Genomic DNA, 12,477 nt, shown 5'->3' on the forward strand with positions numbered 1-12,477 from the left:
TTAGAGGCTTTTTGCCTCTAAATTTATTATAGGGCTATGAAATTTTTTCAATATTTTTAAAATTTTCTCTGATTTTAGATCTTTTTTTTCATTGTTTATATTTTCAAAAATTCCTATAAATTTATCTATCAAATTCTTTAAATTACTACTTTTTGAAAATTGACTATCCAGAAACCTCACTACGCCTAGACAAAATTTTATATCGGTTAATATATAACTTTTTAGTACTTCATCATCTATTTTTTCAATTAACTTAAAATCATTTAAATTTTCTTTTTTTATTAAAATATCCAAAATAGCCTCTTTGGTACTGGTTTTTGATTTCTCATTTTGCTTTAAAATTTCCCTGTAAGACATTTTTAAATTATCATCAAAATTGAAGATATCATCCATTTCATCAGAATTTAAATCTATGTATTCGGCATTTAAAAACTCCTTCAACTTACTTACTGCAAATGTATGATATATTTTTTCTTTTTTAGGATTAAATTCTTTGATTAAATTAATATAATAAATAAAATTCTGCACCCCACAAGCATTAATCATATCTATGTTAGTCTCGAAAATTTCTTTTATCTTATCACAAATTATTTCGTCGTTCGCCGAAAAATCGCAACGTAAAATAGAGTTATAGTTAGACAACTCCCTAAATGTATCCTCTTTTAATTTCATAAATTTCACAATATACATAATTCTATCTTCGTCAATTATAGATTTTGTTATACACTTAGTAATATCATCTCTTATATATCCATACTCAAATATACTACAAGCAATATACTGCGTTGCTTCTTTAAGTATTTCATTTTCTTGTTTATTTCTATTTTTATCCAAATAATATTCTATCAGCTCGCCAAAATCTATCCTCGCAAACAACGAGTTGATAGTCGCGATTTCTATAATATGTTTAGCTAAAATTTCCATCGTAATTTTAAAGCCATCCAGCTCCTTTTCTAAAAACACAAAGTCATTTAACGCATCTACTACTCGCCTCATAACTCTAATGTTATTTATATTTTTATCTTTAAAATACTCAAGAGGATATTCTTTGAAACACTTTAGCCTATCTTTTACTATTTTGTAAGTATCCTCTACGCTCGGACTATATTCAAATTCATAATCTATAATTTTATCTTTATATTTTTTAGTCTCACCATCAAATTTAATCTCATCAGCATTAAAAATCATAACTATATGACAGTTTTTCTGTTCTTTTAATTCTGATATTAATCCAAATACATCTTTTATGCTTAATTTATTTGATAATCTTTCAAAATCATCAAAACAAATTATGATATTTTCGAAATCTTTCTTTTCAAAAAACGATATACACCCGATAATTGCTGAGCCGAGCGTAGGCACAACCGAATCTAAAATTTTATCAAATTTTAAATATTTAGCTTTCTCTGAAACTTCAGATATAACCTTACTTGCCCTATAAGCTTGAAATATAATCTCCTTTACTATCTGATTAACACTATCCTTGCCAAATAAAGAAATATATACGAAACTTTTATTTAACTCTTTTGAATTGTCTTCTACAAATTTATGCCAAAAGTAAGTTTTCCCAACGCCCCATTTACCATTTATCGTAGTGCAAACAGCACTTTCGTCTTTAAAAATCTGAATGAGTTTTTCTTTTATTTTATCTATTTCATTTTTTTGCATTGTTAATTGCCTCAAATTTCTGCTTTAAAATTTTAAAAACCTCGTGCTTTGAGAGTTCGTATTTGTCGTATATCACGGCGTTATCATCGCCGCTAGGCTGTATGAGGCCATATGCTAGCCCACCTTTTTTAAATTTTATATTAAAAACACTAATTCTGCGTTTGGCGTCTATCTCGGGGATGCCTCGTCTATATATTTAAAATAAAATTTCGTATTCTTGCCGCCCTTTTGTATGAAAAATCCGTCATCTTCGATTTTTCGGTATCACAGAATAAGAAACTAGGATAAAGAGGTAACTTCGGCGCAAGCTAACTTACTGGCGCCGAAATTGAAAGTTATTTTATCACCGCTTCAAAGCCAACATCTACATCTGGATAGCTCTTTCCACCGTGAAATGGTTTGGCGGCAGCGGCAAATTTATCAAAGCTCTCATTTAGCTTCAAATCATTTACAAGATCGACCGAAAATTTTGCCATTAGCTTGCCATTTTGCACTTCATATTTTGTTTTAAAAATTTTTGAATTGCCATTTATGCCAAGCTCAACATCCATTTCTCCGGCTTTATCATCGCCATTTACTGCTACGATCTTGCCATCTACTGCCTTGCCATCGAAAATAATGCCAATCCTTTTATCGCGGTCAGGCAGCTTTGTGTCGATATCTTTTGGCTCAAGCTTAAATTCAAAGCTCTTTAAAAAATCAGCAAAATTTGCATTTTCTTGACTTTTAAAATTTATCGTTTTAAAAGTACCTGGTACGGCTGTTTTATTTGCTAGCTTGTAACCAGTAAATGTTACCTTTGGTTCACCTTCTACGCTAAATGCAAGAGCTGAAACTGCAAAAAATGAAGCTGCTAAAGCAACAGAAGTAAGTTTGTTCATAAAGAATCCTTTTTATAATATTGATAATAAATATCGCAAATTATATACCCACTTACTTCAAAAAAGACTTAAAATCCCTTTTTAATTAATGAATAAATTTTTAATAGCTTCTTACTCTGGATCATCGCTAAAATCGTTATCCCTAAAGATTGCATAAAAATTTATGAGCCAAAAAACAAAAGCGATTGCTATGAGTGTTGCTGGTAAATGAATATAAAAGCCACTCCAAAAATAAGCTAAAATTCCTCTACTAACGCCAGCTAAAAGAACTAAAATAAAAGCAATTTTACTAAGGCGTAAAAACTCAAGCTCTTGCCCGCTGTGACGAAGTCCTGCGACATTAAATATAAGCATCACGCTAAAAATTACCGCATTTATCGCTATTAGATGCATAAAATTTGTTTCAAGATGGAGCCCAAAAATGCCGCTAAAGCCGATACCTAAAAATCCAACTGCTAAAAATAGTTGCATAAAATAGTATAAAAGTACAAAACTATGCCTAAAAAGCTCTTTATAGTGCCACTCTTTAAGCTTTGCAAGTACCACACTTCCGCAAGCTATCGCGGCATAATAGACACCCATGCTTTCCTCAAAAAATATATTTAAAAGCAAAAAAGCACAAACGCAGCAGATAGCGATATTTTTATAGATAAAATTTGGCACAAAAATAGCTTCATCCATGCCTTCTTCTCTTTTTAACGCTTCTTTTCCAAGTACGACACTAACGCGGTAGGAGATGAGTAAGATAGCGATCACGTGGATAAAAACTTGTAAATTTAGAAATTTTTCATTGCCACTTATTAGATAATAAATTTCAAAGCTTAAAATGCCAAATAAAAAGCCAAGTACGCCAAATTGATCATCATTTTTATCTCGCCAGATCATATAAACACAAAGCAAAACCAAGTAAAGCCAAAAAAGAGCGATAAAGCAGTGTGCTAAAAATAGGCTAAAAAGTGCCAAGATAAAGCTTGTAAAAAAGAGTGAAAACAATATATAGGCGTGTATTTTTAAAGATGCTTGAAAATTTGTCCAATCAGTTAATCCAGTTAGCAAAAATCCAGCATAAGCAAGCGCTAAAAAAAGTTGCAAAAATATAAATTTATGCAAACTCACAAAATCAGTTGGAGTAAAAAACACACTAGCACCAAGCACCGCACAGGCGGCACTCATTAAGAAAAATATTCTCATAGGATGAGTAAAAAAGTTATTAATCATAATAAACTTGCCCTTTGAAATTTTCATCTATCATCTTGCTAATAAACGTAAAATCACGCTCTTTGAAATCTTTGTCTATTTCAAGTTCTCTTTGTATGACTGCACCTTTACTTGATAGGAAATAAATTCTATTTGACATCTTTACAGCCTCCATTCTATCGTGCGTGACGAGAACTACGCTCATACCTTCGCTTACTCTTTGGCTAATGATATCGATCAAAATTTCTTTCATATCATAATCAAGCCCAGAAAAAGGCTCATCCATCAAAAGTAGATTAGGCTTTGTCACGACTGCTCTTACAAAAGCGACTCTTTGCCTCATACCGCCACTTAGCTCATTTGGGTATTTTAAAGTGTCCTTTTGGCTTAACCCAACCTTTTTAAAAAGCTCTAAAACAGCGTTAATGTCTGGTTTATCCATAACTAAAAGCACATTTTCAAGAGCATTTTTCCATGTTAGCAGGCGATTTTCTTGAAAAAAGTATGTAGTCTTTTTAAAGTTATTAAAAATTTTTCCTTTTCTAGGCTCATTTAGTCCGCTAATAAGCCGAAGTATCGTCGTCTTGCCACATCCTGATGGCCCAAAAAGCGTCACTACCTCTCCACTTTTTACATTTAGGCTAAAATTCCTTACGACCTTATCTCTTAAAATTTCATACTCTACATTTTTAAGCTCAAGCATCATCTTCTCCAAGGCATCAAAGCTATTTTTAGTGGCTCGATGATAAGGTATTCAAAAAGCATGATAAGAGTGATGCTTAAAAGAACATACGCCATTACCTCGGTTGTTTCAAGCATTGCCCTTGCATTTGCTATCTTTGCTCCCATGCCGTTATTTGCACCTAGTAGCTCAGCCATTATGACTATCTTTACACCCATTGCGACAGCTACGCTAATAGAGCTTATTATGTAGCTTGTAAGATGCGGGATATAAAGGTGTCTTATCTTTTTTAAAATTCCTAGATTATAAGCGTCAAACATCTCTTTTAGCTCCTCATCTACGCTACTCATAGCAACTGCTGAGCTTGCAAAAGTAAGTGGTAAAACGGTTATAAAGATAGTAAAAACGGTGCTAAAATTTCCAAATCCAAACCAAAAAATAGCAAGCACTATCCAAATAATCGGTGGCATTGACAAAAGCAAGGTGATAACAGGCTTTAAAAAGGCTGCAAAACTTTTAAAGCTACCTGCTATTAGCCCTAAAAATATACCAAAAAATGTTGCCGAGCAAACTCCGATCAGTGATCTGCAAAGCGTTATATTTATCTCGCTGTTTTTATAATCTTTTAAAATTTCACAGGCTTTTAAAAATACATCTTTTGGTGGCGGAAGTAGGAGTGGGGAGCTAAACTCGCTTCCCACTTGCCAAATAGCTAAGATCAAAAAAACTACGGCAAATCCGCTAAATCCGCCCCAAAAATAGTCAATTATTTTTAAAAAGCTTGAGCGATCTTTTTTGATACCATCAATTAGTATCATAAAAATAGACCTTTATCTGGCATCTTGCCGCCTAGAAATTTTGGATTAAACTGATAAATTTCTTCAAAAAACGCCATGATCTCATTTTGCAGTTCATTTGCTTTTGTTACTGTTAGATTTGCCTTATCAAAAGCATTTGCAAGCGCTACTTCTGGAGCTGGCAAGTAGCTCGAGCCAATCTTTGCTGCACTTTGTTTGTTCTCAAGTATCCATGAAAGTGCATTTTTAAGATCGCTATGAAGCATATCAAATAGATTTAAGTTTTTCTCGTAAAAGCCTCTTTCTACGATAATGCCAGCCATTGGGATTATCGGTTTTGTACCAAAGCTCTCACCCCAAATTTTTGGAAAATCAACTGAGTAATGCACGCTAACGCCTGCTTTTTTACCGCGCAAAATAGTCGCTTCGCCAAGAGGTTGTGGGACTATTAAAATGTCAAAATCTTTTTGTAAAAATAAAAGCAGAGCTTCAGGCGGCGTTGCTGTATAGGTGATGTCTATTTTGCTAACGTCTATGCCTCGCTTCTTGCAAAGTGCCCTTAGGACAAGATCAGGCATATCGCCTCGAAATGGCATGATAAGCTTTTTGCCTACAAAATCTTCTAAATTTTTGATCTTTTCATCCTTAACCATAGCGTTCATAACGCCAAGTGTCAGTAAATTTAACATCGCAAAATCAAGCCCTTGATTTCTTAAATTTGCTGCGACATTTGATGGCGACATCGTGACTTTGATATCTCCACTAGCTACGCCTGCACGAAGTTGATCTGGTGTTTTCCAGATATTTAGGCTTACATCATAAGTTTTATTTAACTCGCCTTGCAATGCAGCAACTGCTATGATAACGCTTGGAATCGCCGGCGCGCCCCACATAGTAAAGCTCTCTTTTGCAAATAAATTTGGTGCAAATGCGCTAACGCCTAAAGCTGTGCTAAGTCCTAAAAATTTTCTTCTATCTAACATCTTTTTCTCCTTTAAAAACTGCTGTGAAAGCTAATGAAAAATGTCCTGCCAGGGGCATGAACGACTACCGGATCAAGTGCTGCCACGTGATCGCCGCTGATAAATTCTGCATAATCTTTGTCAAATAAATTTGCTACGCCAAATCTTATGCCAACTTTATTTTTAAACTCTACGCCGCCATAAAGATCGAGCAAGCCAAATCCTTTTGCGGCCTCTTTTTTATCGATACCTAGGCCATTTTGCTTGCTAAAATCGCCTCTAGTTTGCTTTGAAACTAGCCTTAGCGCAGTGCCAAGATTATAGCTGCCAAAGCTTGCATAGTCTTTGTAGTCAAATGCAAAATTTGCCTCAAAAGGCCTTATTTGATAAAGCGGCCTGCCATCGGTTTTGTTTTGTCCGTAGTTGTAGTAAAGTGAGCTTTTTAAGCCAAAGTGCCTTGCAAAGCTATATTCTGTATTGAAATTTACACTATAAAGCGTTGCATCAACGTTTCTTGAGATGACGGCATTTTTATTTAGTTGCATCGCAGCTTTTGAGTGGCGTCTATCAAAAATAATCAAATTTTTAACGCTATCAGCGATGAAATGTCCTCCAAAGCTAAAAGCATCTTTGTTTTGAAGCGAGTTTAGGTATTCTTTATAAAACTCGCTACCAAATTTAAAGCCAAGAACCGCTCTATTGTGTCTTTCTGGCTCTAAATTCGGATTTGCTATCCAGCCTTTATCGTCTGGACCATAAAGTGCGTTAAAACGCTCCATATTACTTGGCAAGCGAGATAAGCTCTCAAGCTTTGCAAAGTAGCTATCCTTATCGTTTGGTGTAAATTTATATTTTAGGCTTGCACTAAAAGCGTCTTTTTTGATCTTATCGCTTACGTCCTCACCATAAATTTGACGAAGTAGTCCGCGAGTGGTGCTAATTGGATTTGGTGCAAAATATTTAGTATCAAGCCCATTAAGCTTGCTTCTTTGCTCTTCGTATTTTAGAGCTAGCGAGGCCTCGTTAGCTTCATTAAATTTATAAGCAAGTGTGTCAAAAAGCATAAATTTATCATTTCTAACATCAGCAAATCTGTATCCGTTAAAGACCCAGTTGTTGCCTTGCTTCATGTATCTTTTGCCGTCATGTTTATCTTTTTCAAAGCCAGCGCCTATTTGATTGTGAAAGCTTGCAAAGTCAGCGTCATATTTTAGATTTGTCTCAAATATATTTCTCTTTAAATCCACTTTTACATTTTGATTGGCATCTCTTAGATGAAAATTATCAGCTTTTCGCTCAACTTTTTTTAGGACAAATTCAAAATTTAGCGTATTTGAAAGATCTTCTTCGCCTAATCTAATATTTAGCTTGCCAACTTTTCTTGTCGTTTTAAAAGCGTCCATCTCGTGCTCTGGCTGCTTGTCTTTATCGATATTATCCCTTAAAAACGTAAGCCTAAGCTCGCTAAGCTCATTTGGCACAAAACCTAAGATAGCGCTTTGGCCTTGTCTGTTGTAGCCATAGTCCCATCTTTTGCCACTGCCATCTTTATAATTATTTGCTTTGGTGAAATTTGCATTTAAAATGGTATAAAAATTTGCACCACGATATTTAAAAAGCGATGAATTGTAAAAACTTTTGCCATACATTCCAGCCGAAATATGAAACATATCAGCTGAGTTATCAAGCAAATTTGTAACAAATGGATATTCGCTTCTTTGAGTGCGGTCAAACTGATTTTCTACAAAGGCACTTTGTGCAACGTTTGGCGTGATGACTGGTGGCGGTACAAATTCTCTAATAGGCTTTATAACGTCTAAATTTGCTTCATTTGCTAGAAGCAGTGATGAAAGAACTGCTAGGCTTAAAATGGGCCTCATGTAAACTCCTTTTTAAAGATATAATTATGATTTCTTTTATCAGAATTGTAGTAGCAAAACCCTTTATAAAAGTTGATGTAAGTCATCTTTTAAATTTCTAATCCACATTTACGAACTTAGTGTAGATAAAATGCTTAATTTTATTTTTGTAAGAGTAGCTAAACGGAGTAAATTTAATGTGAAAAATGTATAAAATTTTGATAATTGTTATATAAAAATTTTTAGATCATAGGTTGATTTAATTATGCTCTAAAATTATTAAGCCTATCTCTTAGCTCTTTTGAAATGGTAAATTTTGAGAGTTCATATTTATCAAAAATGATGATCAAATCATCACCTAGTGGTTGCACTAACCCAAAGCAAGCATCTCTATCAAGACGGTTTTTCTTAAATTTTACACTCAAAGTTTCAACTTTTTTCTTATCGCCAAAGCTTTTAATGGCGATTTTGTCGATGTCCTTAAAGTAAAATTTAATGCTTTTTGAGCCTTTAGTGATGATAAATCCATCATCTTCAATACGTAAAAAGTTATTCTGTAAAATTTTTCTAACACAAAAGAACACTGAGAGAGCGCCAATGATGACACCAAAAAGAGACGGCGTGCCAAGAGCTAGATAAAAGTAGCCAATGATGCTAAATATAAAAAGTCCAAGCCCAAATGCAAGCGCCCAAAAAACATCTTTTTTACTCTCTTTTGTTATCATCACTTTTCCTTTTAAGCTAAAATTCCAGCACCATTTATCGCTTGGCTGCGCTCTTTCGCATAAATTCTCTCGCCATTTATTACGTCATATTTCCAGATCGGTGCATTGGCCTTAAAGTCCTCGACAAATTCGTTTATAAGCCTTAAAGCAACTTTTCTTTGAGGGCTCACAATGCCTGCTACATATGAGCTCGTATGCACTGCCACATCGCCTTTTGAGTGAGCAAAGAGTACGTAGGCATTTTCTTTTTTGGCTCGCTCCTGCCAAGCATCTAGCCATTTTTTAAGTATTGGCTCATAGATATCAAAGCTAAGCGCCGAAATACCGCCTTCTTCTCTTACGATTCCAACAAAAGTGATGAGCGCACCGCAGTTTTTATCCTTAAAGCGTTCATACCACTCGTTTGTGATGCTTTGAACATCCAAACTTCCATTATAAATTTGCATCTTAGCCCCCACAAACTGGTGGCAAAATAGAAATTTTATCGCCTGATTTAAGAGCAAAATTTATATCGCTTACGATCTCGTCATTTACGGCAACCGCACAGATATTTAGCCATTTTTTAAGCTCTTCTTTCTTGCTTAAAGCCGCTTTTACTTCGCCTAAATTTTTTGCTTCTACTTTTATATTTTCAAGCCCGATAGGCCCAAGAAATTCGATCTCTATCACGTTTTATCCTTTGAGATTTTTGCTGATTTTACTTAAAAATAAATTTAGATATACTTATTTAAAAATTTAAAAAGCGAGTAAAAATGAACGAAATTTTAAAGAGCATAAAAACCCCAGCCTACGTTTGTGAAGAGGCAAAAGTACGTAAAAATTTAGAGCTTTTAAAGTATGTAAAAGAGCAAAGTGGGGCTAAAATTTTAGTAGCTCTTAAAGGCTTTGCGTTTAGCGGAGTGATGGATATGGTTGGCTCTTATCTTGACGGTGCGACTTGCAGTGGGCTTCATGAGGCAAAATTTGCAAACGAATACGTAAAAGGCGAGATTCATACTTATAGTCCAGCCTTTAAGGACGAGGATTTTGATGAAATTTTAAAAATTTCAAAGCATATCACATTTAACTCTTTTGCTCAGTGGCAAAAATTTAAAGGCATTGCCCTGCAAAATGGCATCATCTGCGGCCTGCGCGTAAATCCAGAGGTCTCGCTAGCACCGACTGATAGCTACAACCCATGCGGTAAATTTAGTAGACTTGGCATCACGAGAGCAAATTTTAAACCTGAGCTTCTTGATGGTATTAGTGGGCTTCATTTTCACGCGCTTTGCGAGGAGAGTGCGAGTAGCTTGCAGACTGTGCTAGAGGCATTTGAGGAGAAATTTGGCGAGTTTATCCCAAAGATGAAATGGATAAACATGGGCGGAGGACATCACATCACGAGGGCTGATTACGATGTGGAGCTACTTATAAAGATAGTTAGGCGCTTTCGTGAGAAGTACGGCGTAGAGGTCTATCTGGAGCCTGGTGAGGCTGTGGGCTGGCAGACTGGCTTTTTGATAAGCAGCGTGCTTGACATCGTGTATAACGAGAAAGATATTGCCATCCTTGACACCTCGGCCGAGGCGCACATGCCAGATACCGTGCTCATGCCTTACCGCCCAGCTGTTAGAGGCGAGAGTAAAAATGGCAAATTTACTTATAGATTTGGCGGCAATACCTGCCTAGCAGGTGATATAGTAGGACTTGAAGCGGGCGATGCGGAGTATAAATTTGATAGTGAGCTAAAAATCGGTGACCGCGTCATCTTTGAAGATCAAATCCATTACACGATCGTGAAAAACACGACATTTAACGGCATAAAACTGCCTGATTTGGTGCTTTTAAAAGAAAATGGCGAGATTAAGATGATCCGTGAATTTGGATACGAAGAGTATAGGCGCAGAAACTAATCATTAGTATTTTGGCTAACTTTTGGCTGCTAAATACTGAGAATTTTTCTACACGGATTAGTATCCATAATTTTTGGCAAATTTGTCTATCTTTGAGCTTTTTTGCCAGTTGTATTCAGTCTCGTTTGCGATCTTTTGGGCTAGCTCCTTGCCAAAATGATCGCTAATAAAACCAAGCGCCATATCCATGCCAGCAGCCACGCCTAAAGCTGTGTAAAATTTACCTGCCATCACCCATCTGGCGCGCTCTTGCCATTTTACCGCCTCGCCTTATCCTTTCATCGACCCAAGTGATCTTTTATTTGAGGTAGCCTTTAAGCCGTCAAGCACTCCAGTGCGAGCTAGCAAGGCTGAGCCAGTGTAGAGACTAAGGCAAAAATTTGAAGCCAGAATATACTTTTTAAGATACGATATAAACTCGTTGCCATTAGATCAAGCGCCTCATAATCATTAAAAAGATAAAAGAGGTTTATTTCTCTGCTTTTTGGATAGAAATTTTAAAAATCTTTGGTGTTCTCGTTTAAATTTTAAAAGCAAAATCTGAAATAATTTTTAACTATAAAATAGGATGAATTTAGATTTAATATTCTTATAAAAATTAATAAAGCTTAAATATTTTTTATAAATTTTTTAGTAATCTTTTTTGCTAAGGTTTGCTTGTGATTAGCTCTGATATAATATCGACCAAAATAGCGTAGCTATGCGATTTAACGTATTTAACCAATACTTAAATTGTTTAAGCTCAAACTCATAAAGGACTACAATGACGAGAATTCTTACTCTGCTTTTTACATTATTTGTAACAGCAATGGCAACTCAAGGACCAACTGGCGTCAATCAATATAATAGTGCCATTTGGGCGGCTGAAAGGATAGAAAATATCAAGCCATACGAACAAGGTTTGGGACCGATATTTACTTTTATCCAAGGTAATGATTACTTCGCAATAGCAGCACTTTCTATCATTTTGGCTGTTATTGGAGCATTTGCATTACACTTTTTAATCATTGGACCAAAACATTTTAGTCATGATGGTAAAAAGGTATTTGCTTTTTCATTGATCATACGTATAGCTCATGGTTTGGCAGCGATCTCATGGATCATTTTAGTGCCAACTGGTATCATCATTATGTGGGGTGCAGAGCTTGGCGGTGGAACATTTGTGCGTTTCTGTAGATACTTGCACGATACAGCAACTGTGATATTTGCTGTTTCTGTGCTTCCTATGTTATTTACCTGGACAAAGAGAATGCTTCCGGCAATTTATGATGTAAGATGGATGATGATAGTTGGTGGCTATTTATCAAAGAAAAAGAGACCTGTTCCAGCTGGTAAATTTAATGCTGGTCAAAAAGCATGGTACTGGATCGCTATCCCTGGTGGTATCGTTATGATAATTACTGGTGCGATTATGTATTTTACGGACTTCAAAGAGCCAGCGGTTGCTTCTTGGTTTGGTCTTACACAAATTGATCTTTTAAGATACAGCGTAATTATCCATAATTGTCTTGGCATCGCATGTGCAGTATTTTTCTTAGTTCATATTTATATGGCAGCTATTGCTATTCATGGTGCTATTTGGTCAATGATTACTGGATATAAAGAGGAAGAAGAAGTTTATGTTCTTCATCACTACTGGTACCAAGAGCTCGTTAGAGAGAATAAAATTCCAGTATCTGATTATGAAAAGTCTTATACAAATTTAAAATAATTAATTTCACTTTGACCTTGCTAGTAGCAAGGTCAAAGCTCTCTTTTATCTCAAATTTATACATTAAAATTTTTAAAATAATTAATATTTTTTTGGCTATAAT

13 protein-coding genes are annotated in these 12,477 nt (G+C 35.2%); 2 read left to right on the plus strand and 11 right to left on the minus strand.

The features are described 5' to 3' along the window. The 10 genes from A3854_RS05435 to A3854_RS05485 form a co-directional block, all read right to left on the minus strand. The gene (locus A3854_RS05435) at positions 1-1,668 is read right to left on the minus strand and encodes a P-loop NTPase fold protein (protein ID WP_084041645.1); all 1,668 of its coding nucleotides are present in this window, start codon (positions 1,666-1,668) and stop codon (positions 1-3) included. 335 nt (positions 1,669-2,003) lie between these two features. Next, positions 2,004-2,549: a hypothetical protein gene (locus A3854_RS05445; RefSeq protein WP_084041646.1), complete on the minus strand. Its 546-nt coding sequence runs from the start codon at positions 2,547-2,549 to the stop codon at positions 2,004-2,006. 111 nt (positions 2,550-2,660) lie between these two features. Next, positions 2,661-3,767 (minus strand): NnrS family protein, encoded by a 1,107-nt coding sequence (locus tag A3854_RS05450; RefSeq protein WP_084041735.1) that lies wholly within the window; start codon positions 3,765-3,767, stop codon positions 2,661-2,663. Beyond that, positions 3,760-4,449 carry an ABC transporter ATP-binding protein gene (locus A3854_RS05455; protein ID WP_084041647.1) on the minus strand — a complete coding sequence of 230 codons (690 nt, stop codon included), beginning with the start codon at positions 4,447-4,449 and terminating at the stop codon, positions 3,760-3,762. The genes A3854_RS05450 and A3854_RS05455 overlap by 8 nt, the downstream gene beginning before the upstream one ends. Further along, positions 4,449-5,246, minus strand: a complete 798-nt coding sequence (locus A3854_RS05460) for an ABC transporter permease (RefSeq protein WP_054196111.1) — start codon at positions 5,244-5,246, stop codon at positions 4,449-4,451. The genes A3854_RS05455 and A3854_RS05460 overlap by 1 nt, the downstream gene beginning before the upstream one ends. Continuing rightward, positions 5,243-6,208: an ABC transporter substrate-binding protein gene (locus tag A3854_RS05465; protein ID WP_084041648.1), complete on the minus strand. Its 966-nt coding sequence runs from the start codon at positions 6,206-6,208 to the stop codon at positions 5,243-5,245. The genes A3854_RS05460 and A3854_RS05465 overlap by 4 nt, the downstream gene beginning before the upstream one ends. Before the next feature lie 11 nt (positions 6,209-6,219). Next, positions 6,220-8,067 carry a TonB-dependent receptor domain-containing protein gene (locus A3854_RS05470; RefSeq protein ID WP_084041649.1) on the minus strand — a complete coding sequence of 616 codons (1,848 nt, stop codon included), beginning with the start codon at positions 8,065-8,067 and terminating at the stop codon, positions 6,220-6,222. Between the two features lie 242 nt (positions 8,068-8,309). Continuing rightward, entirely contained in the window at positions 8,310-8,771 is a 462-nt protein-coding gene (locus A3854_RS05475) for a molybdate transport repressor (RefSeq protein WP_084041650.1), read from the minus strand. A gap of 11 nt (positions 8,772-8,782) precedes the next feature. Then, positions 8,783-9,217 (minus strand): molybdopterin synthase catalytic subunit, encoded by a 435-nt coding sequence (locus A3854_RS05480; protein WP_084041651.1) that lies wholly within the window; start codon positions 9,215-9,217, stop codon positions 8,783-8,785. Position 9,218: 1 nt separating this feature from the next. Further along, positions 9,219-9,440, minus strand: a complete 222-nt coding sequence (locus tag A3854_RS05485; RefSeq protein ID WP_084041652.1) for a MoaD/ThiS family protein — start codon at positions 9,438-9,440, stop codon at positions 9,219-9,221. Between the two features lie 83 nt (positions 9,441-9,523). On the opposite strand from A3854_RS05485, the gene nspC reads away from it, so the two are divergent. Further along, on the plus strand, positions 9,524-10,663 hold the full coding sequence (nspC, locus tag A3854_RS05490) for a carboxynorspermidine decarboxylase (RefSeq protein WP_084041653.1): 1,140 nt from the start codon (positions 9,524-9,526) through the stop codon (positions 10,661-10,663). Positions 10,664-10,720: 57 nt separating this feature from the next. On the opposite strand, the gene A3854_RS09815 is transcribed toward nspC, so the two are convergent. Next, a complete protein-coding gene (locus A3854_RS09815) occupies positions 10,721-10,894 on the minus strand; it encodes a hypothetical protein (RefSeq protein WP_257639876.1) in 174 nt (57 codons plus the stop codon). A 532-nt stretch (positions 10,895-11,426) separates the two neighbouring features. Here A3854_RS09815 and A3854_RS05500 point away from each other — a divergent pair. Then, positions 11,427-12,374 carry a formate dehydrogenase subunit gamma gene (locus A3854_RS05500; RefSeq protein ID WP_084041654.1) on the plus strand — a complete coding sequence of 316 codons (948 nt, stop codon included), beginning with the start codon at positions 11,427-11,429 and terminating at the stop codon, positions 12,372-12,374. Positions 12,375-12,477 lie beyond the last annotated feature (103 nt).

The sequence above is a fragment of the Campylobacter concisus genome, from assembly GCF_002092845.1.
Classification (GTDB): domain Bacteria; phylum Campylobacterota; class Campylobacteria; order Campylobacterales; family Campylobacteraceae; genus Campylobacter_A; species Campylobacter_A concisus_AQ.

What these genes read in the sequence shown, in the direction of transcription:
- A3854_RS05465 (WP_084041648.1), bottom strand. Translation starts at nt 6,208, where the DNA reads ATGTTAGATAGAAGAAAATTTTTAGGACTTAGCACAGCTTTAGGCGTT.
- A3854_RS05475 (WP_084041650.1), bottom strand. Translation starts at nt 8,771, where the DNA reads ATGATAACAAAAGAGAGTAAAAAAGATGTTTTTTGGGCGCTTGCATTT.
- nspC (WP_084041653.1), top strand. Translation starts at nt 9,524, where the DNA reads ATGAACGAAATTTTAAAGAGCATAAAAACCCCAGCCTACGTTTGTGAA.
- A3854_RS05500 (WP_084041654.1), top strand. Translation starts at nt 11,427, where the DNA reads ATGACGAGAATTCTTACTCTGCTTTTTACATTATTTGTAACAGCAATG.
- A3854_RS05450 (WP_084041735.1), bottom strand. Translation starts at nt 3,767, where the DNA reads ATGATTAATAACTTTTTTACTCATCCTATGAGAATATTTTTCTTAATG.
- A3854_RS05480 (WP_084041651.1), bottom strand. Translation starts at nt 9,217, where the DNA reads ATGCAAATTTATAATGGAAGTTTGGATGTTCAAAGCATCACAAACGAG.
- A3854_RS05455 (WP_084041647.1), bottom strand. Translation starts at nt 4,449, where the DNA reads ATGCTTGAGCTTAAAAATGTAGAGTATGAAATTTTAAGAGATAAGGTC.
- A3854_RS05445 (WP_084041646.1), bottom strand. Translation starts at nt 2,549, where the DNA reads ATGAACAAACTTACTTCTGTTGCTTTAGCAGCTTCATTTTTTGCAGTT.
- A3854_RS09815 (WP_257639876.1), bottom strand. Translation starts at nt 10,894, where the DNA reads ATGGCAGGTAAATTTTACACAGCTTTAGGCGTGGCTGCTGGCATGGAT.
- A3854_RS05470 (WP_084041649.1), bottom strand. Translation starts at nt 8,067, where the DNA reads ATGAGGCCCATTTTAAGCCTAGCAGTTCTTTCATCACTGCTTCTAGCA.
- A3854_RS05460 (WP_054196111.1), bottom strand. Translation starts at nt 5,246, where the DNA reads ATGATACTAATTGATGGTATCAAAAAAGATCGCTCAAGCTTTTTAAAA.
- A3854_RS05435 (WP_084041645.1), bottom strand. Translation starts at nt 1,668, where the DNA reads ATGCAAAAAAATGAAATAGATAAAATAAAAGAAAAACTCATTCAGATT.